Genomic DNA, 19,583 nt, shown 5'->3' with positions numbered 1-19,583 from the left:
TCCGGCCGTGTCGCTCGGCAGGTGCGGGGTGTGGCCCACCAGGCGGGCGGAGTTGGCGACCACGGCGATGCTGCTGGTGTTGTGCAGCAGGGCGGCGAGGACGGGGTCGATGGAGCCGCCCGCGCCCGCGATGAGGCCGGCCAGGTTTCACGCCGATGGACAGGGTGTAGTTCTGGCGTACGACGCGCATGGTGTGCCGGCGCCGGATCGGCCAGCTCTCCGAGCAGATCCGGGACGTGGAAACGCGGCTTGGCCGGCTCGTGGAACGGCACGCCCCGCAGCTGCTCGACGTGGTGGGGATCGGCCCGGACACGGCGGTCGCTCTGCTGATCACGGTGGGGGACAACCCGGAACGGCTGGACAGCGAGGCGTCGTTCGCCGCGCTGTGCGGTGTCAGCCCTGTCGAGCGTTCCTCGGGACGGCGAAACTACCGTCGACTCAACCGCGGTGGCGACCGTCAGGCCAACGCCGCGCTCCACCGCATCGTCTTCACCCGCCTACGGGTCGATCCGCGCACTCAGAACTACTACGAGCGCCGCATCAAGGAGGGCAAGACCCGGCGCGAAATAGTCCGCTGCCTCAAACGCTACGCGGCCCGCGAGGTCTCCCACCTGGTAAAACACCTACGGCCAGCACCCCGCTCATAGGGGTTGTCGTGACAGATGAGAGGGTCAGGCGGGTGAGTGAGACACCGATGAACACCCTGCAATACCGCTTTGACGGGCCAGAAGACGCCCCGGTCCTGATCCTCGGTCCCTCACTGGGTACAACATGGCACATGTGGGACCGCCAGGTCCCGGAGCTGACCCAGCAGTGGCGCGTCTTCCGGTTCGACCTGCCGGGGCACGGGGGCGCCCCCGCCTACCCCGCGGGCTCCGTCGCGGAGCTCGCCGACCGACTGCTCGCCACCCTCGAGGGCCTGGGCGTGCAGCGCTTCGGCTACGCGGGCTGTGCACTCGGTGGCGCGCTCGGCATCGAACTCGCCCTGCGCCACCCGGAGCGCATCGCCTCGCTCGCCCTGATCGCCGCCTCGCCGCGCTTCGGCACGGCCGACGAGTTCCGGCAGCGGGGCGTCATCGTGCGCACGAACGGCCTCGACCCCATCGCCCGCACGTCGCCCGACCGCTGGTTCACCACCGGCTTCGCCGCCGCCCAGCCCGCGATCACCGAGTGGGCCGTGCAGATGGTGCGCACCACCGACCCCGGCTGCTACATCGCCGCCTGCGAGGCGCTCGCCTCCTTCGACGTACGGTCCCAGCTCGCCGGCGTCGCCGTGCCCACCCTCGTCCTCGTCGGCTCGGACGACCAGGTGACCGGCCCCGCCGAGGCCCGCACCCTGGTCGCCGGCATACCGGACGCGCGCCTCGCCGTCGTCCCCGGCGCCTCCCACCTCGTCCCGGTCGAGCAGCCCGCCGCGGTCACCGATCTGCTGGTCCGGCACTTCACGACCGCCTGGCAGCCCGCCTACGACTCCACGACCGGTCAGATGGCGATCGTCGCCGCCCCCGCCAAGCCGGTCCTGGCCGCCGCGCCGCCGCAGCCCGCGCCCATCGCCGAGATCGCGCCGGCCGTCGTGCAGCCGCCGGCGACGGGGCGGCCGGACCCGTACGACGCCGGGGTCAAGGTTCGTCGCGAGGTGCTCGGCGACGCGCACGTGGACCGGGCGCTGACGCAGGCGGACGAGTTCTCGGGGGACTTCCAGGAGTTCATCACCCGGTACGCCTGGGGCGAGATCTGGGACAGACCCGGACTGGACCGCCGTTCCCGCAGCTGCGTGACCCTCGCCACCCTGGTCGCGGGTGGTCACATGGACGAGCTCGCCTTCCACACCCGCGCCGCCCTGCGCAACGGCCTCACCCCGGACGAGATCAAGGAAGTGCTGCTCCAGACGGCCGTCTACTGCGGCGTGCCGGCGGCGAACAGCGCGTTCAAGGTCGCCCAGCAGGTCATCCGGGAGGAGACCACGCCCACGGAGTGACCGGGCCCGGAGCGTGATCGCGGGCCGGCCCCGGGGGCAGGATGGTGCCATGAAGCTCACGAAGAAGTCGCACGCCTGCGTCCGCCTGGAGAAGGACGGGCGCACTCTCGTCCTCGACCCCGGAGGGTTCAGCGAGGAGGACGCCGCGGTCGGCGCGGACGCGATCCTCGTCACGCACGAGCACCCCGACCACTACGACGAGGCGCGGCTGCGGGCGGCCCTGGAGGCCGACCCGGCGGCCGAGATCTGGACGCTGAGGTCCGTCGCTGAGCAGATCTCGGCGGCGTTCCCGGGCCGCGTCCACACCGTCGGCCACGGCGACACCTTCACCGCCGCAGGCTTCGACATCCAGGTCCACGGCGAACTGCACGCCGTGATCCACCCGGACATCCCGCGCGTCACCAACGTCGGCTACCTGATCGACGGCGGCCGCGTCTTCCACCCCGGCGACGCCCTCACCGTCCCCGACCACCCGGTCGAGACGCTGATGCTCCCGGTCATGGCGCCCTGGAACAAGATCTCCGAGGTCATCGACTACGTCCGCGAGGTCAAGCCCCAGCGCGCCTACGACATCCACGACGCCCTGCTCACCGACCTGGCCCGCCCCATCTACGACCGCCAGATCGGCGGCCTCGGCGGCTCGGAGCACCTGCGCCTGACCCCGGGGGACTCCGCCGAGCTGTGACCGGCCCCACCCCGGGCGGGACCGCGTTGTCAGTCCCGCCCGGTAGGTTGTCAGGCATGCGCATCGCGACCTGGAACGTGAACTCGATCACCGCACGCCTGCCGAGGCTCCTCGCCTGGCTGGAGAGCAGCGGCACCGACGTGCTGTGCCTCCAGGAGGCCAAGGTCGCCGAGGACACCTTCCCGTTCGACCCGCTGCGCGACCTCGGCTACGAGGCGGCGGTCAACGCCACCGGCCGGTGGAACGGCGTGGCGGTGCTCTCCCGTGTAGGCCTCAAGGAGGTCGTCAAGGGCCTCCCGGGCGACCCCGGCTTCGACGGCGCCGTGGAGCCCCGCGCCATCTCCGCGACCTGCGGCCCGATCCGCGTCTGGTCGGTGTACGTGCCGAACGGCCGTGAGGTGGACCACCCTCACTACGCCTACAAGCTCCAGTGGTTCGAGGCCCTCAAGGCCGCCGTCGCCGGCGACGCGTGCGGCAGCCGCCCGTTCGCGGTGATGGGCGACTACAACGTGGCGCCGACGGACGACGACGTCTACGACGTGGCCGCCTTCGAGGGCCTCACCCATGTCACCCCCGCCGAGCGCGCCGCCCTCGCCTCCCTGCGCGAGTCCGGTCTCTCCGACGTGGTCCCGCGCCCCCTGAAGTACGACCACCCGTACACGTACTGGGACTACCGCCAGCTCTGCTTCCCCAAGAACCGCGGCATGCGCATCGACCTGGTCTACGGCAACGAGCCCTTCGCCAAGGCCGTCACCGACTCCTACGTGGACCGCGAGGAGCGCAAGGGCAAGGGCGCGTCGGACCACGCGCCGGTAGTGGTCGACCTGGACGTGTAGGGGAGGTCGCCCACAATCAGCCCGTCCGGCGTTTGAGGACGAGGCCGCAAGGCCGACAGGGGGTCTGGGGGCACAGCCCCCAGGCGCCCACTCCAACGCCGCAAACCTCACGGCACCAGCAACCTCAGATCCACGGCCCGAGCCAGCGCGGCGAGCCCCGCATCGCCGGGATGCAGATGGTCCCCGCTGTCGTACGCGGCCAGCATGCGAGAGGGCCGCGCGGGATCCCGTACCACCGCGTCGAAGTCGAGCACGCCGTCGAACGCGCCGCTGGAGCGGATCCACGCGTTCACCTCGACCCGCTCCACGTCGGCCAGCGGGGTGCACTGCGCCTCGCCCTCGCAGGGCAGGATCGTCGCCGCCAGCATCCGCAGCCCTCGTGCGTGCCCCCGGTCCGCGATCTCGCGCAGCCCGGCGATCACCTGCTCCGCGCCGGTGCCCCAGCGCACGTCGTTGACGCCCTCGAACACGACCGCCGTACGCGCCGACGTCTGGGCCAGCACATCCCGGTCGAACCGGTGCAGGGCGCTCACCCCGGCCGTGTCGGTGGAGACCCCGTCGCCGGGATAGCGGTCGGAGACCACACGGTTGCCCGAGATCCCCTGGTTCAGCACCCCGTAGCGCGGGACCACACTCTGCTTCAGCAGCCGGGTGGCCAGCACATTGGGCCACCGCCGGTTGGCGTCCACCGTGGACTTGTCGCCGTCGGTGATGGAGTCCCCGAGGAGCACCACGGACCCCGGCCCACCGCTGACGTCGACACCGGTCAGCAGTGGCCAGCTGGTCAGGACAGTCGGGTACGCCGTAGCGGAGCGGTCCGCCGTGTGGTCACCGGGCGCGCTCACATACGACCGCTGCTGCGCGAGCCGGTGCACGGGCGCGGCCGGCACGGCCTGGGGGAGATGAAAGCTCACCAGCAGATTGGCGTCCGCGGGCACCTTGAAGCCGAGCGGATCGCTGTAGGCCTGGGCCCCGGCCGGGATCACGGCGCCCGCCGCACCCCGGAAGGAGACCGCCACCGGTTTCGCCCGCGCCGCCGCGCCGGCCGACTGCACGGCCACCGTGGCCCTTCCGATCCGTACCGGCGCCGCCGCGAAGGTGTTGTCGAACCGCAGCCGCACCCGCGGCCCGCCGACCGACGTGTGCACCACCAGCCGCAGCGTCCGGTCCGTCCACGGCCCCACGGTCGGATAGCCGCCCGTCGCCGTCGACCAACTCCCCGTCCAGCCCGTGGCCGGGGCCCGCACCGCCAGCGCGAACACATGCAGGCCGTTCGCCCGCGGCAGCCGTACGGAGGCGACCTCGCGTCCCGTCACGACCGGCACGGTCATGACGTACAGCCGTGGCCGCTCGGCGAGTTGGCCGTGGGGCGTGTTGAGGTGCGTCAGGGCCACCGCCTTGGTGGCGAGGGGGCCGGTGCGCCAGTCGGGGGCGGTCAGGTGGTAGGAGGTGCGGCTGCCGTCGGCGTAGGTGACGATCCCGGTGCCGGCGGCGCCGGAGCCGCCCGTCCCGGCCACCAGGAAGGCGAGGGCGTCGCCCCGCCCGCGTACCCGTACGTCCTGTCCGGCGGCGAGGACGTTGTCCGGCCGGCCCGGCTGCCGCTTCGGCCAGGTCAGCCGGGCTCCCTGCACGGTCAGCGCGCGGCCGGGTGTCCAGCCGGCGGCGGTCAGGGCCTGGGCGGACAGGGAGGCGCCCGACCCGTCGAAGTCGGCCTCGGTGGGCCGGGTGTCGTCGCTGACGGCCCTGTTGTCGAAGAGCTGGTCCAGTGGCAGCGGTCCGGCTCCGCGCTCGGGGGCGGCCTGTGCGGAGACACCCGGCACCAGGACCGCGAAGGCTGCGAGGACGACCGCGGAACTCCACACACGTCGGCGCAACTCCGACTCCTCCCGTTCACGACCGCTCAGGACGGCGTATGGCTGCACATGACAACTTCGGATGAGACGTACAGGCGCGAGACGTTCCGGCGAGACGCAAGACGCACCGTGAAGTTAGAGAGGCACCCGTGACCCGTCAACGAGCCATGCCTGAAGTCGGCGTGAACTCGCCCGGAATCGGCGGCCCGCGCGCCTGTGGTGCGTTCGGCCGTGCGAATGACACGCTGGGGGTATGAAGATCCCTTTTCTGGGCGACCGGCCCGAGAAGCGCGGGGCCCCCGACCCCGAGGGCATCGCCGAACTCCTCGCCGAGTGCGAACTCCTGCGCTCCCACGCGACCCGTGCGGGGATCCGACTCGACGACACGGCGGCCTCGTTGGAGGCGCTCGACCAGTTGCTGCCCCGGTGGCGGGAGGACGAGGAGATCCTGCCGTGGCTGGGCAACGACGCCGGTCTGTACCTCGGCACCGTCATCGTGCGCACCGTGCCCGGGGCCGCCTGGGAGATCTGGCCGGACGGTCAGCCGGTCGTGCGGCTCGCCTCCGGCCGTGAGTTCGATGTCGTGAGCTCGGGGCAGGAGTGGGCCGTGAACGGGGTACCGGAGCTTTCGCAGCTGTACGCGGAGGTCTCGGAGGCGTGACACCCCGGTCGATAGTTCGACATAAATTCGAAGTAAATACGGCTTATGCCCGAAAAGTGCGTGTCGCGCATTGAGTCAACTGCCGCCCGGATAGTTTGCGGAAACCGCTACACAGCTGAGAGTGACTGGGGCATGGCTGGCGATCCACTGATCGAGCTGCGTGACGTCAACAAGTACTTCGGGGACCTGCATGTCCTCCAGGACATCGATCTCACCGTCGGCAAAGGGGAAGTGGTCGTGGTCATCGGCCCCTCGGGGTCGGGGAAGTCGACGCTGTGCCGGGCCATCAACCGGCTGGAGACCGTCCAGTCCGGCACGATCCTGCTCGACGGGCAGCCGCTGCCCGCGGAGGGCAAGGCGCTCGCCCGGCTGCGTGCCGAAGTCGGCATGGTCTTCCAGTCCTTCAACCTGTTCGCCCACAAGACGGTCCTGCAGAACGTCTCCCTCGGGCAGGTCAAGGTCCGCGGCCGCAAGAAGGAGGACGCCGACCGGCGCTCCCGCGAGCTCCTGGAGCGCGTCGGTGTGGCCGACCAGGCGGACAAGTACCCCGCGCAGCTCTCCGGCGGCCAGCAGCAGCGCGTGGCCATCGCCCGGGCCCTCGCCATGGGGCCCAAGGCGATGCTGTTCGACGAGCCCACCTCCGCGCTCGACCCCGAGATGATCAACGAGGTGCTGGAGGTCATGCGTCAACTCGCCCAGGACGGCATGACGATGATCGTCGTCACCCATGAGATGGGCTTCGCCCGCTCGGCCGCCAACCGCGTCGTCTTCATGGCCGACGGCCGTGTCGTCGAGGACCGCAGCCCGGAGGAGTTCTTCACCAACCCCAGCAGCGAGCGCGCCCGGGACTTCCTGTCGAAGATCCTCCATCACTGAGCGGGAAGTGCGACCCATGCCGAGACGAACGGCGTTTGTCCCCGCCGGAATCCTCGCCGCGAACGACCTCGACTACGATGTTCCGTCCGTCCCCAAGGCCGTGGAGGTGGCCCCGGCCGCGACCAGGGACGCTGCTGCCGGGTGGGGATCCCCCCACGGCCCCTAGACCAAGGGGCAGCAGGGGGCAGCAGTCACAGAGCCATACCCGCCCGGCGCCGGCCGGAGATCACTGCTCACGCAGTGGAATCGACACGTACGACGGGTCGTTCGCCGGTGAGGAGAAGGTCAGCCGCGCGCCGGACGGGTTGTGCTCGATGTAGAGCGGGTCGACCGTGTCGACGACCAGGGCGAGCCGGTGCCCTGCCGGGACGTCGTAGGCCGTGGAGTACAGCTCCAGGTCGACGCCGAACGGCTTGCCCGGCGTACGTCCGTGGAAGGTGTACGGCGCGTTGCTGACCAGCTTGCCGAGGCCGAGTGGCCCCACGTCGTACAGATAGGCGACGAGGGTGCCGCTCTCCTTGGTCGGGGTGAGCGTGGTGTGCAACTTGGCCGTGCCGCGCAGGTGTTGGGCCGTGGCGTACTTCTCCGACTGCCAGACGCCCGCCCAGCGCCGGGGGATCAGCGGGATCGAGGCCATCGGGGGCAGCTGGGCCACCTGGTCGAGGATGCTGGAGAGGAAGACGACTCCGCCGTCCGCGCCCGAGTTGACGTTCGCATGGATGGTGGTCGTGCCGCCGAGGGCGATCTTCCGCTCGGTCGCGCCGACCGACTTCCAGTCCGGGTAGCCCTCGTAGCCGCCCGAGGAACGGGACTTGAGGCGGACGGGCAGCTCGCGGTCGACGCCGTTGTCCGCGCCCTTGAGGTAGTGGTCGAACCAGCGCTCGGTGTCCGTCCACACGTCGTTGGGCAGGCCGAACAGGCCGGTCAGCTCGGCGGTGGCGTGGTCGCCGGGGCGGAACTCCAGCCGCTTGGGGCCGGTCAGCTTCTCGTAGAAGTCCGCGTACTGATTGGGCGGGAAGATCGTGTCGCCCCAGGCGTTGGCCATCATGACCGCGGCGCCGTTCTTGTTGAGTTGGTCCACGTATGTTGCGACAGAACGTTTCTTCCCCCAATTGATCATGTCCTGTTCCTTGGACAGGTTGGAGGCGTAGAAGTCATTGAAGATCTGCCGGACTTCGGCGCTCTGGCGGCCGGTGACCAGGCTCGCGCCGTCCAGCAGCGCGGCGGCCTGGACGTGCTGGGTGCGGCCCGAGTAGATCGAGCCGATGAGGTCGGCCCAGCCGCTGAGGGCGGCGACGGCCCGGACCCGTTTGTCGTGCGCGGCGGTCAGCAGGCTGATGCCGGCGCCGTACGAGACGCCCGCCATGCCGACGTGAGCCGCGTCGGCCGGGGTGTTGGCGAGCGCCCAGTCGATCACTTTGGACGCGTCGGCTATGTCGGGCGGGCCCGCCACTTCTATCTCGCCGCCCGACTGCCAGAAGCCACGCACGTTGTAACTGACCACGACATAACCCGAGTTCGCGAGTTTCTGGGCCTGCGCGAAGTACTCGACCTGGGGCAGGCCCCAGCTCGTGGGCAGCACGAGCAGCGGGTAGCGGCGGCTGCCGTCGGCGCCGGCCGGCGTGATGACGTTCGCCTTGAGGGTGGTGCCGCCGTCGCCGCCGATGTCGACGAAGCGGACGCCGCCGGTGGCCGCCTGGGCGGCGGGGGCGAGTCCGAGGGCGGTCCCGGCGATCAGGGTCGCGGAGACGGCGCCCACGGCGGTCGTGCGCAGGGCCTTGCGTTGGGTTCCCACAGGTCACTCCTCACTCGTGTCAGTGCAAAGTGACCGAACGGTAACCGTGGCCCCTTACCGCAAGTAACCCGTCGGTAAGTTACGTGGCAGTAACGATTGTTGTCATGTGAACGGATTCAGGAGGCGCGGTGTGAGTTCCGTGCGGGAACGGCCTCCGTGGCCGGCGGCGGCGCCTGCGCGGTCCGGGTCACGTCCGCGACCAGTTCGACGACATCGGGGCCGTACGCCTGCGAGTTGACGACCTTCAGCAGCAGGACGAAGGGCTTGGCGCCGTGCTTGCGGGCCAGCCGCTCGTGGTTGCGGGCAAGATAGCGCGTCGCGGCCTGGTTGGTGATCGCACGCTGTCCGCAGAAGAGGAAGACCGGCCGTGCCTCGCGTCGCTCGCCCGCGGTGAGACGGGCCAGCAGGACGTACTCCGTCACACCGGCCTCCATGCGGTAGCGCTCGCCGCCGATCTGGAAGGCACCCCGGTCCGGGCCCGGTTCCGGGTCGATGTTCACGCGCACCCCGGGCAGCATCGCCGCCATGTGGGCCAGCATCCGCCGGTTCGAGCCGGGGCCGCCGACGCAGAACTCGGTGCGTTCGCCGAAGCCCTGCTGGACGTTGTCCTGGGTCACCATCTGAAGGTGCGCCCCGCAGTCCTTGATCAGCGCCGCGAGCTCCAGCAGGGCGAACACGTCGAACCGGTGGACCGCGGGCTCGGAGGTGGCCGGGTCCCGGTTGACGACGAGCAGGGACTCCGAGTTCTGCGGCAGCCCGAAGAACTCCTGCTTGCGGCGGAGCTTGCGCTTCCACAGGTAGGTACGGGCGAGCCAGCCCAGCCCGGCGCTGATGCCCGCCGCGAGCACGCCCAGCACGATGTTGCGCACGTCGTCATTCATGGGCGCGCATGGTAGCGGGCCCACGCAAACCCGTGTTCGAGCAGTGCCCCGGCGCGGTCCTGCTGACGGGGGCATGCCGATCGCATAGGCTGCCCGGACGGTCCCTGGCTGGAGGTGCGGATGCGTCGCCCTGTCGCGCGGAAACTGTCGGTCCTGGCGGTCTCGGCCGCCGTGGTGTCGGTGGGGGCGGCAGCGCCACCCGCCGCCGAGAGCACGGCAGTCGAGAAGGTCCCGGTCGCCGTCGGCTATGGCGGCGCGGTGTCCAGCGTCGACGCGGACGCCTCCGCGGCCGGCATCGAGGTCCTGCGCAAGGGCGGCAACGCCGTCGACGCCGCCGTGGCCACGGCCGCCGCGCTCGGCGTCACCGAGCCCTACTCGGCCGGCATCGGCGGAGGCGGCTACTTCGTCTACTACGACGCCAAGTCCCGTACGGTGCGCACCATCGACGGCCGTGAGACCGCGCCCCTGAGCGCCGACTCCGGCCTGTTCGTGGAGAACGGCACGGCGATGCCCTTCGCCGAGGCCGTCAGCAGCGGCCTCAGCGTCGGGACCCCGGGCACGCCCGCGACCTGGCAGCAGGCGTTGGACAAGTGGGGGAGCCGGCGGCTCGGGACGGTGCTGAAGCCCGCCGAGCGGCTCGCCCGGGACGGCTTCACCGTCGACGGCACCTTCCGCGACCAGACCGCCGCGAACGAGACCCGTTTCCGCTACTTCCCGGACACCGCGAAGCTGTTCCTCCCGGGCGGGCGGCTCCCTGTCGTCGGCTCCACCTTCAAGAACCCCGATCTCGCCCGTACCTACGCCGAGTTGGCACGCAAGGGCGTCGGCGCGCTCTACCGCGGCGACCTCGCCGACGACATCGTCGACACGGTCAACCACCCGCCCGTCGACCCGGGTTCCGGCTGGAACGCCCGCCCCGGCGACCTGACCGCCAAGGACCTGGCGACCTACCGCACCAAGTCCCAGGCCCCCAGCAGGACCTCGTACCACGGCCTCGGCGTCTACTCCATGGCTCCCTCGTCATCCGGCGGCACGACGGTCGGCGAGGCGCTCAACATCCTGGAGAACACCGACCTGTCCAAGGCGAGCGAGGTCCGGTACCTGCACCGCTACATCGAGGCCAGCCGTATCGCGTTCGCCGACCGGGGGCGCTGGGTCGGCGACCCGGACTTCGAGGACGTCCCGACGAAGGAGCTGCTGTCGCAGCGGTACGCCGACTCGCGGGAGTGCCTGATCAAGGACGACGCGGTGCTGACCAGCCCGGTCGCGCCGGGCGACCCGCGCGATCCTGCTGCCTGCGACGCGAGCGGCACGGCGGCGCCGACCACCTACGAGGGCGACAGCACGACCCACCTGACGGTGGCCGACAAGTGGGGCAACGTCGTCTCGTACACGCTCACCATCGAGCAGACCGGCGGCAGCGGCATCACGGTCCCGGGCCGCGGGTTCATCCTCAACAACGAGCTGACGGACTTCTCCTTCACGCCCGCCAGCCCCGACGTCCACGACCCGAACCTGCCGGGGCCGGGCAAGCGGCCGCGCTCGTCGATGTCGCCGACGATCGTGCTCGACCGGCACGACAAGCCCGTGGTGGCGCTCGGTTCGCCCGGTGGCGCGACCATCATCACCACCGTGCTGCAGACCCTGACCGGCTTCCTCGACCGGGGCCTGCCGCTGGTCGACGCCATCGCCGCCCCGCGCGCCAGCCAGCGCAACCAGACCACCACCGAGCTCGAACCGGGCCTCTACAACAGCCCGTTGCGGGCGCGGCTGGAGGCCATCGGGCACGGCTTCCGGCTCAACCCGGAGATCGGCGCGGCCACCGGCGTACAGCGGCTGCCGAACGGCAAGTGGCTGGCCGCAGCCGAGAAGGTACGGCGGGGCGGCGGCTCGGCGATGGTGGTGCGGCCGGCGTCGTAGGACCGGCCCGGAACGTCACCACCCGGCAGGTCACAGCTCGGGGGCGGGCGGCAGCTCTTCCGCACGGAAGGTGAGTCGCCCGTCCTCCACGTCCACCGTCACCCGGCCACCCTCGCCGATCCGGCCGTCCAGCAGCAGCCGGGAGAGCTGGTTGTCGACCTCCTTCTGGATGGTCCGGCGCAGCGGACGGGCGCCGTACTCGCGCTGGTAGCCGCGCTCGGAGAGCCAGTCGACGGCCGTGCCGGTGAAGTCGACCGAGACGCCCTGGGCCTGGAGCAGCCGACGGGTCTTGTCCAGCATCAGGTTGGTGATCCGCTGCAACTGCTCCGGGGTCAGCTGGCGGAAGACGACCACCTCGTCGATGCGGTTGAGGAACTCGGGCCGGAAGTGCTCGCGCAGCGGCCGCAGGACCCGCTCGCGCCGGGCCTCCTCGTCGGCCTCCTCGCCGCCCGCGCCGAACCCGATGCCGGCGCCGCCCCTGCTGATCGCGTCCGAGCCCAGGTTGCTGGTCATCACGATGACCGTGTTGGTGAAGTCCACCGTGCGGCCCTGGGAGTCGGTCAGCCGGCCGTCGTCCAGGACCTGGAGCAGGATGTTGAAGACGTCCGGGTGGGCCTTCTCGACCTCGTCGAGCAGCAGCAGCGAGTACGGGTGCCGGCGCACCACCTCGGTGAGCTGGCCTGCCTCCTCGTGGCCGACGTAGCCGGGCGGGGCGCCGATCAGCCGGCTCACGGTGTGCCGCTCCTGGTACTCGCTCATGTCGAGGCGGACCATGCGCTCCTCGCTGCCGAACAGCGCCTCGGCGAGCGCCCGGGCCAGTTCGGTCTTGCCGACGCCGGTCGGGCCGAGGAACAGGAAGCTGCCGATCGGCCGGTCGGGGCTCGCGAGCCCGGCCCGGGAGCGCAGCACCGCCTCGGAGACGACGCGTACGGCCTCGTTCTGGCCGACGACCCGCTCGTGCAGGTGCTCCTCCAGACCGAGCAGCCGGTCCTTCTCCTCCTCGGTGAGACTGCTCACCGGGATGCCGGTCTGCCGGGAGACGACCTCCGCGATGGCCTCGGTGGTGACCTCCAGGTGCAGGCCCTCGTCGACCTCGCCGTTGCCGGACGCGTCGGCGATGCGCTGCTTCAACTCGACGATCCGGTCACGCAGTTGGGTCGCCTGTTCGTACTGCTCGTCGGCGACCGCCTGGTCCTTGTCCCGGTACAGCTGCTCGACCTCGCGCTCCATGGCCCGTACGTCCGTGCCCTTGGTCCGCGCCCGCAGCCGCACCCGGGCGCCCGCCTGGTCGATCAGGTCGATCGCCTTGTCCGGCAGCCGGCGGTCGGTGAGATAGCGGTCGGACAGCTCCACGGCGGCGACGAGCGCCTCGTCGGTGTACCGGACCTGGTGGTGGGCCTCGTAGCGGTCGCGCAGGCCGCGCAGGATCTCGATCGCGTCGGCGGTGGTCGGTTCGGGGACCAGGATCGGCTGGAAGCGGCGGGAGAGCGCCGCGTCCTTCTCGATCCTGCGGTACTCCTCCAGCGTGGTCGCGCCCACGATGTGCAGCTCGCCGCGCGCGAGGGCCGGCTTGAGGATGTTCCCGGCGTCCATGGAACCGCCCTCGCCGCCGCCTCCGGCGCCCACGACGGTGTGCAACTCGTCGATGAACACGATCAGTTGGTCGGAGTGCGAGCGGATCTCGCCCACGATGTTGTTGAGCCGCTCCTCGAAGTCGCCCCGGTAGCGGGTGCCCGCGACCACGCCCGTCAGGTCCAGCGCGACCACGCGGCGGCCGCTGAGCACGTCGGGCACGTCGACGTCGGCGATCCGCTGGGCCAGGCCCTCCACGATCGCGGTCTTGCCGACGCCCGCGTCCCCGATCAGCACGGGGTTGTTCTTGCCGCGCCGGGACAGCACCTCGATGGTCTGCTCGATCTCCTCGTCCCGTCCGATCACCGGGTCGATACGCCCCCGGCGGGCGAGGTCGGTGAGGTCGCGGCCGTACTTGTCGAGGGTGGGCGTACCGGAGTCGACGCGCGGCCGCTGGTCGATACGGGGCCGGGGATCCGGGGCGTCCGGGGCCTCGGGCGGCCCGCCGGAAGGGCTGAACCGGGCCGCGTTGAGGATGTGCCCGGCCGCCGAGTCGGGGTTCGCGGCGAGGGCGCTGAGCACGTGCTCCGGGCCGATGTACCCGGTGCCGCGCGCCCGGGCCAGGTCGTGCGCGTCCAGCAGGGCGCGTTTGGCGGCGGGGGTGAGGGAGAGCGAGGTCGGCGGCGGGGCCTCGCCCGGCGGGTGCTGCACCGGCCCCGACCGCTCGTCGATCTCCGTCGCCAGCGAGTCGGGATCCGCGCCGGCCCGGCTCAGCAGACTCCGGGTCGGCTCGGCGGACAACGCGGCGCGCAGCAGATGCTGGGTGTCCAGATCGCGGCTGCCGTGCTCGGCGGCGTACTGCGCGGCGCCCCGCACCAGCTCGCGGGCCGGCTGGCTGAGCAGACGGCCGATGTCGATCTGACGGGGGCCGGGGCGCGGTCCGCCGAAGAAGCGGGCGAGGAATTCTCCGAAGGGGTCGTAGTCTTCCGGACCACCATTGAAGCCGCTGGTCATGGCGTTCCCATCCGGCGTCCCTGCGCGGGCAGGGTCGCCCTCGCTTGATCGGCGTGCCGGAGTCGGGTAACCCGGGCGGAAGCCGGTTACACCTGGCCGCGTTCGTAGAACACCTTCGCACGAACGATGGCGGGGGGCACCTTCAGGGAGCGCCGCGGCAGGGCGAGGTCGGTTTCACGCGCCGGAGGCGGTCAGCGGGCTGTCAGGACGCGCGGGCCCGTCTCGGTGATGGCCACCGTGTGCTCCACGTGGGCCGCGCGGGAGCCGTCGTTCGTGCGGAGGGTCCAGCCGTCCGGGTCGGCGTGGAAGTCGTCCTTGCCGCCGGCGATGAGCATGGGCTCGATGGCGAGGACCAGGCCGGCCCGCAGGGGCATGCCGCGGCCCGGGCGGCCCTCGTTCGGGACCGAGGGGTCCTCGTGCATCCGGCGGCCGATGCCGTGGCCGCCGAAGCCGTCCGGGACGCCGTAGCCGGCCGACCGGCACACCGTGCCGATGGCGTGGGCGATGTCGCCGATGCGGTTGCCGACGACGGCCGCCTCGATGCCCGCGGCCAGCGCCCGCTCCGCCGTCTCGATCAGGCGTACGTCGGCGGGGCGCGCCGTGCCGACCGTGAAGCTGATCGCCGAGTCGCCCGCCCAGCCGCCCAGTTCGGCGCCGAAGTCGATGGAGACCAGGTCGCCGTCGCGCAGGCGGTACCCGGTCGGGATGCCGTGCACGATCGCATCGTTCACGGAGGCGCAGATGACGGCCGGGAAGGGCGTGGGCGCGAAGGAGGGGCGGTAGCCGAGGAAGGGGGATGTCGCGCCCGCCGCGCTCAGCACCCCGCGCGCCACCTCGTCCAGCTCCAGCAGGGAAACCCCCACGTCAGCGGCCTTGCGTACGGCCGTGAGCGCCTGCCCCACCACCTGCCCGGTCCGGTACATCGCTTCGATCGACTCTTCCGTCTTCAGTTCCACCATGCCAATTACTATACCGGTATTTGAATGGGTGATCTCAACCGGGTGCGGTATTAGAATCGGCGTCATGGTGCGCACCCCTCTCACCCCCGAAGAGCGTGAACGCGGCGAGCGGCTCGGCCGGCTCCTCCGCGAGGCCCGCGGCGGCCGCAGCATGCCGGAGGTCGCCGCGAGCGCCGGCATCTCCGCCGAGACCCTGCGCAAGATCGAGACCGGCCGGGCGCCCACCCCGGCCTTCTTCACGGTCGCCGCGCTGGCGCACGCCCTCGGGCTGTCGATGGACGAGCTGGTCGGCCGCTGTGCACCGGTCGCCGACGCCGACGCCGACGCCGACGCCGACGCCGCCGCCTGAGCGGCCGCACGTCACGTTCCGGCAGCCGCGGCGTACTCTGCGTCCATTCGGAAAACTCCCCGTAGCCCATTCGTAACATGACTGGTGTTGCCTACGGACCGGAGTGCTCCGGTCTGGCGGGAGTTGGGCAATGTCAGTGGAACAACTCCCGGCCCGGGTACGGGAGTTCGTGAACTACCTGGACGGCCTTCTGGCGCGCCTCGACCAGGGCGGCGGCTGGTGCGGGGTGTTCTGGCAGCGCGACCCGGAGGGCATGCAGGCCTGCCTCGACGGACGTGAAGTACCGCCCTGGGACGTCGTGGAGGCACTCCTGCACGACCTCGCCGCCCAGTACGGCCCCGGCGGCGCCGGCCCCGAGACGGAACGCGCCCGCGCCCTGCACGCCGCCGCCCTCGCCGCGTACGACGCCCGGCCGGGCGGCCGTGACGCCCTCGGCGACCGCCTCGACGTCATGCTCCGCGAACAGCGCTACGCCGCCGAACGGCAGGCGGAACTCGGCAGGTCGCTCGCCTTGGCGACCAGCCAGGAGGAAGCCGACGCCATCCGCCTCGACCTCGCCTGGGCCCGCGACGACCACGAACGCGCCACCGCCCGCTGCGCTGAACTCCGCGCCCGTACGGCCGACCTGGACCGCAGGTCGGCCGGCGCCCAGAGGCCTGCGATACGGCGGGAGCGGGTGGGGGAGGGGTCCGTCTTCCGGGGCGATGACCGGTTCGCGGCGGACGACGGGGTGGGGGCCGACGGGTTCGCCGCCGACAGGTTCGCGGCCGACCGATCCGCAGGTGATGCTTTCGCAGGTCAGGGGTTGACGGGCCAAGGGCTCGCAGGCGACGGATTCGGCGGCGAGGGGTTCGCGGGCGAAGGGTTCGGAGGTGCCGGGTTCGCGGGCGCCAGGGACGCGGCCGCTGTCCGGGACGCCTGGGCCGCGACAGACCTCACGGACGCCATGGCAGCCGCGGACCGTGCACAGCCGAACGAGGCCCGGGCCGCCGACGGCGGACACCGTGCCGCACCGGATCAGCGCGATGTGCGGCCGGCCGCCGTGACGACGTCCTGGGCGGCCGAGGAGCCGGAGAAGCCGGCTGCCGAGGAGCAGGGCCGGTCCGGCGGGCGGGGGACGCAGCAGCGCAAACGCCGCCGGGGCAGCGCCCGCTTCGCCGGGATCGTCGAGGAGGAGGCGGCCCCCGTCGTGGTACCGCCCGCCGCCGCCCCCGTACTGCCCACCCTCCCCGCCCAGCCCGCCGCCGGCCGCCGTACCCCGCGCGGCGCGCGGTTCGCCGGGGCCGAGGCCGAACCGGTCGTGGCCGCCCCGGTGGAACCGAGGGCCGAGCAACTGGACGGGGCGGACCGGCGGGACGTCGTCGAGGTCGTTCGGACGCTGGTGCGGCTGCGCGGCGAGGGACGCAGCGGTGAGGCGCACGCGCTGCTCGTCGATGCCGCGTACTGGCCCGCCGTACGCATCCCCCTGCTCGCCGCCGAGATGCAGCGCGCCGGTCTCGGGGCCGACTGGGCGACCCTGCTGTGGGAGGCCGCCTCACTGCCCGCCGAGCGGCTCGTGGCCGCCGCCGACGCGCTGACCGCGGCGGGCAGGGCCGACGACGGGGAGCAGATCCTGCGGCAGGGCGTCGGACGGCCCGCGCACGAGATCGGGCAGGCCGTCGTCGCGCTGACCGGCGACGGACGGCACCGCGAGGTCCGCGCCCTGCTCGACGCCTACGTCCGCGTCCGCACCCCGGAGGAGGCCGCCCGCAGCGCCGCACCCGACCCGAAGACGCTCGTACCGCTGCTGCTGGCGGCCGCGCAGGGGGTCTCGGACGAGTGCCGGTGGGATCTCGTCCACGCGCTGCGGGTGGCGGGCCACACGGCTTGAGAGTTGGCGTGCACAGGAGGCGACACCCCTCCCACCGGCCCCATCAGTCACCCACAGGAGTGTGAAACGCGATCGACTCTGCGGGTTAACGACGATGGTCTTGGCAAGGCTGTTCCAGGGGCTTACTTTCGAGCCTCTACGGCCCCCTCTACGGGCGTAGAGGCTCTGACGTCCCGTCGAAGGAGCAGCTCATGGCCAACGTCGTTCGTGCCGCTCTGGTCCAGGCCACCTGGACCGGCGACACCGAGTCCATGGTGGCGAAGCACGAGGAGCACGCCCGCGAGGCGGCCCGTCAGGGTGCGAAGATCATCGGGTTCCAGGAAGTGTTCAACGCGCCCTACTTCTGCCAGGTCCAGGAGCCCCGGCACTACGACTGGGCCGAGCCGGTCCCCGACGGGCCGACCGTGCGGCGGATGCGGGAGCTGGCCCGCGAGACGGGCATGGTGATCGTCGTCCCGGTCTTCGAGGTCGAGCAGGCCGGCTTCTACTACAACACCGCGGCCGTGATCGACGCCGACGGCACCTTCCTCGGCAAGTACCGCAAGCACCACATCCCGCAGGTCAAGGGCTTCTGGGAGAAGTACTACTTCAAGCCGGGCAACGTCGGCTGGCCCGTCTTCGACACCGCCGTGGGCAAGGTCGGCGTCTACATCTGCTACGACCGCCACTTCCCGGAGGGCTGGCGGCAACTCGGCCTGAACGGCGCTCAGCTCGTCTACAACCCCTCCGCCACCCACCGCGGCCTCTCCTCCTACCTGTGGCGCCTGGAACAGCCGGCCGCCGCCGTCGCCAACGAGTACTTCGTCGCCGCGATCAACCGGGTCGGTGTCGAGGAGTACGGCGACAACGACTTCTACGGCACCTCGTACTTCGTCGACCCGCGCGGCCAGTTCGTCGGCGAGGTGGCCAGCGACAAGACGGAGGAACTGATCGTCCGCGACCTCGACTTCGACCTCATCGACGAAGTGCGCCAGCAATGGGCCTTCTACCGTGACCGCCGCCCCGACGCCTACGAAGGACTGGTGCAGCCGTGACCAAGGACCTGCTGGGACGCCACCGCGCCGTGCTGCCCGACTGGCTCGCCCTCTACTACGAGGAGCCGCTGGAGATCACCCACGGCGAGGGCCGCCATGTGTGGGACGCCGAGGGCAACCGCTACCTCGACTTCTTCGGCGGCATCCTGACGACGATGACCGCGCACGCGCTGCCCGAGGTGACCAAGGCGGTGAGCGAACAGTCCGGGCGGATCATCCACTCCTCGACCCTGTACCTCAACCGGCCGATGGTCGAACTGGCCGAGCGCGTCGCCCAGTTGAGCGGCATCCCGGACGCCCGAGTCTTCTTCACCACCTCCGGCACCGAGGCCAACGACACCGCCCTGCTGCTCGCGACGACCTACCGGCGCAGCAACACGATCCTCGCGATGCGCAACAGCTACCACGGCCGCTCCTTCAGCGCGGTCGGCATCACCGGCAACCGTGGCTGGTCCCCGACCTCGCTGTCACCGCTGCAGACGCTGTACGTCCACGGCGGGGTGCGCACACGCGGGCCGTACGCGCACCTGAACGACGACGACTTCATCGCCGCCTGCGTCGACGACCTGCGGGACGTCCTCGGCCACACCCGCCCGCCGGCCGCGCTGATCGCCGAACCCGTCCAGGGCGTCGGCGGCTTCACGTCCGGCCCGGACGGGCTGTACGCCGCCTTCCGCGAGGTCCTCGCCGAGCAGGGCATCCTGTGGATCGCCGACGAGGTGCAGACCGGCTGGGGCCGCACCGGCGACCACTTCTGGGGCTGGCAGGCGCACGGGCAGAACGGTCCGCCGGACATGCTGACCTTCGCCAAGGGCATCGGCAACGGCATGTCCATCGGCGGTGTCGTCGCCCGCGCCGACATCATGAACTGCCTGGACTCCAACAGCATCTCCACCTTCGGCGGCACCCAGATCACCATGGCGGCCGGCCTCGCCAATCTCTCCTACCTGCTGGAACACGACCTCCAGGGCAACGCCCGACGGGTCGGCGGGCTGCTCCTCGAACGGCTGCGGACCGTGGCCCCCCAGGTGCCGCACGTCCGGGAGGTACGCGGCCGGGGCCTGATGCTGGGCGTCGAGATCACCCGGCCCGGCACCGACGAGGCCGACCCGGCCGCCGCGTCGGCCGTGCTGGAAGCGGCCCGCGAGGGCGGCCTCCTCATCGGCAAGGGCGGCGGCCACAACACCACCTCCCTGCGCATCGCCCCGCCCCTGTCCCTCACCGTCGCGGAGGCCGAGGAAGGCGCCGCCATCCTCGAGAACGCTCTGAGGAGCATCTAGCACGACCCATCCGAGCACCC

Annotated in this window: 16 protein-coding genes; 11 read left to right on the top strand and 5 right to left on the bottom strand. The window is 71.5% G+C overall.

What is annotated here, in order from left to right; all coding sequences use genetic code 11:
* The first annotated feature begins 236 nt into the window (after nt 1-236).
* From ACFZBP_RS02910 to ACFZBP_RS02895, 4 genes are read left to right on the top strand one after another with little or no spacing between them, the layout of a single operon-like run.
* A complete protein-coding gene (locus ACFZBP_RS02910) occupies nt 237-647 on the top strand; it encodes a transposase (protein WP_391409509.1) in 411 nt (136 codons plus the stop codon).
* 32 nt (nt 648-679) lie between these two features.
* The gene (gene pcaC, locus ACFZBP_RS02905) at nt 680-1,978 is read left to right on the top strand and encodes a 4-carboxymuconolactone decarboxylase (protein WP_391409508.1); all 1,299 of its coding nucleotides are present in this window, start codon (nt 680-682) and stop codon (nt 1,976-1,978) included.
* Between the two features lie 49 nt (nt 1,979-2,027).
* Complete coding sequence (locus tag ACFZBP_RS02900) at nt 2,028-2,663, top strand: MBL fold metallo-hydrolase (RefSeq protein WP_383446917.1); 636 nt, start codon at nt 2,028-2,030, stop codon at nt 2,661-2,663.
* 56 nt (nt 2,664-2,719) lie between these two features.
* A complete protein-coding gene (locus tag ACFZBP_RS02895) occupies nt 2,720-3,499 on the top strand; it encodes an exodeoxyribonuclease III (protein WP_391409507.1) in 780 nt (259 codons plus the stop codon).
* A gap of 107 nt (nt 3,500-3,606) precedes the next feature.
* Here the strand turns inward: ACFZBP_RS02895 and ACFZBP_RS02890 are convergent, their stop codons facing one another.
* Nucleotides 3,607-5,373, bottom strand: coding sequence for a GDSL-type esterase/lipase family protein (locus ACFZBP_RS02890; protein WP_391409506.1), 1,767 nt, complete (start codon nt 5,371-5,373; stop codon nt 3,607-3,609).
* A 232-nt stretch (nt 5,374-5,605) separates the two neighbouring features.
* Here ACFZBP_RS02890 and ACFZBP_RS02885 point away from each other — a divergent pair, with 232 nt between their 5' ends.
* Nucleotides 5,606-6,013: a DUF6278 family protein gene (locus ACFZBP_RS02885; RefSeq protein ID WP_383446927.1), complete on the top strand. Its 408-nt coding sequence runs from the start codon at nt 5,606-5,608 to the stop codon at nt 6,011-6,013.
* A gap of 132 nt (nt 6,014-6,145) precedes the next feature.
* Nucleotides 6,146-6,889, top strand: coding sequence for an amino acid ABC transporter ATP-binding protein (locus ACFZBP_RS02880; RefSeq protein WP_383446931.1), 744 nt, complete (start codon nt 6,146-6,148; stop codon nt 6,887-6,889).
* A gap of 226 nt (nt 6,890-7,115) precedes the next feature.
* Here the strand turns inward: ACFZBP_RS02880 and ACFZBP_RS02875 are convergent, their stop codons facing one another.
* On the bottom strand, nt 7,116-8,684 hold the full coding sequence (locus ACFZBP_RS02875; RefSeq protein WP_391409505.1) for a CocE/NonD family hydrolase: 1,569 nt from the start codon (nt 8,682-8,684) through the stop codon (nt 7,116-7,118).
* A gap of 116 nt (nt 8,685-8,800) precedes the next feature.
* Nucleotides 8,801-9,565 (bottom strand): hypothetical protein, encoded by a 765-nt coding sequence (locus ACFZBP_RS02870; protein ID WP_391409504.1) that lies wholly within the window; start codon nt 9,563-9,565, stop codon nt 8,801-8,803.
* Between the two features lie 120 nt (nt 9,566-9,685).
* Here ACFZBP_RS02870 and ggt point away from each other — a divergent pair, with 120 nt between their 5' ends.
* The gene (gene ggt, locus ACFZBP_RS02865) at nt 9,686-11,485 is read left to right on the top strand and encodes a gamma-glutamyltransferase (RefSeq protein WP_391409503.1); all 1,800 of its coding nucleotides are present in this window, start codon (nt 9,686-9,688) and stop codon (nt 11,483-11,485) included.
* 30 nt (nt 11,486-11,515) lie between these two features.
* Here ggt and ACFZBP_RS02860 read toward each other — a convergent pair whose 3' ends face one another.
* Both ACFZBP_RS02860 and map read right to left on the bottom strand, forming a co-directional pair.
* Nucleotides 11,516-14,071 (bottom strand): AAA family ATPase, encoded by a 2,556-nt coding sequence (locus ACFZBP_RS02860; protein WP_391409502.1) that lies wholly within the window; start codon nt 14,069-14,071, stop codon nt 11,516-11,518.
* A 191-nt stretch (nt 14,072-14,262) separates the two neighbouring features.
* Nucleotides 14,263-15,030, bottom strand: a complete 768-nt coding sequence (gene map, locus ACFZBP_RS02855) for a type I methionyl aminopeptidase (protein WP_383446952.1) — start codon at nt 15,028-15,030, stop codon at nt 14,263-14,265.
* Nucleotides 15,031-15,094: 64 nt separating this feature from the next.
* On the opposite strand from map, the gene ACFZBP_RS02850 reads away from it, so the two are divergent.
* The 4 genes from ACFZBP_RS02850 to ACFZBP_RS02835 all read left to right on the top strand — a co-directional run bounded on the left by ACFZBP_RS02850 (nt 15,095) and on the right by ACFZBP_RS02835 (nt 19,563).
* On the top strand, nt 15,095-15,379 hold the full coding sequence (locus tag ACFZBP_RS02850) for a helix-turn-helix domain-containing protein (protein ID WP_391409501.1): 285 nt from the start codon (nt 15,095-15,097) through the stop codon (nt 15,377-15,379).
* A 130-nt stretch (nt 15,380-15,509) separates the two neighbouring features.
* Nucleotides 15,510-17,249: a hypothetical protein gene (locus ACFZBP_RS02845; RefSeq protein ID WP_391409500.1), complete on the top strand. Its 1,740-nt coding sequence runs from the start codon at nt 15,510-15,512 to the stop codon at nt 17,247-17,249.
* A gap of 191 nt (nt 17,250-17,440) precedes the next feature.
* Nucleotides 17,441-18,283: a nitrilase-related carbon-nitrogen hydrolase gene (locus ACFZBP_RS02840; protein WP_383446962.1), complete on the top strand. Its 843-nt coding sequence runs from the start codon at nt 17,441-17,443 to the stop codon at nt 18,281-18,283.
* Nucleotides 18,280-19,563 carry an aminotransferase class III-fold pyridoxal phosphate-dependent enzyme gene (locus ACFZBP_RS02835; protein ID WP_391409499.1) on the top strand — a complete coding sequence of 428 codons (1,284 nt, stop codon included), beginning with the start codon at nt 18,280-18,282 and terminating at the stop codon, nt 19,561-19,563. The genes ACFZBP_RS02840 and ACFZBP_RS02835 overlap by 4 nt, the downstream gene beginning before the upstream one ends.
* Nucleotides 19,564-19,583 lie beyond the last annotated feature (20 nt).

The sequence above is a fragment of the Streptomyces sp. NPDC008086 genome (genome assembly GCF_042957325.1).
Classification (GTDB): Bacteria; Actinomycetota; Actinomycetes; order Streptomycetales; family Streptomycetaceae; genus Streptomyces.
This window is presented reverse-complemented; position numbering and strand designations above follow the sequence as displayed.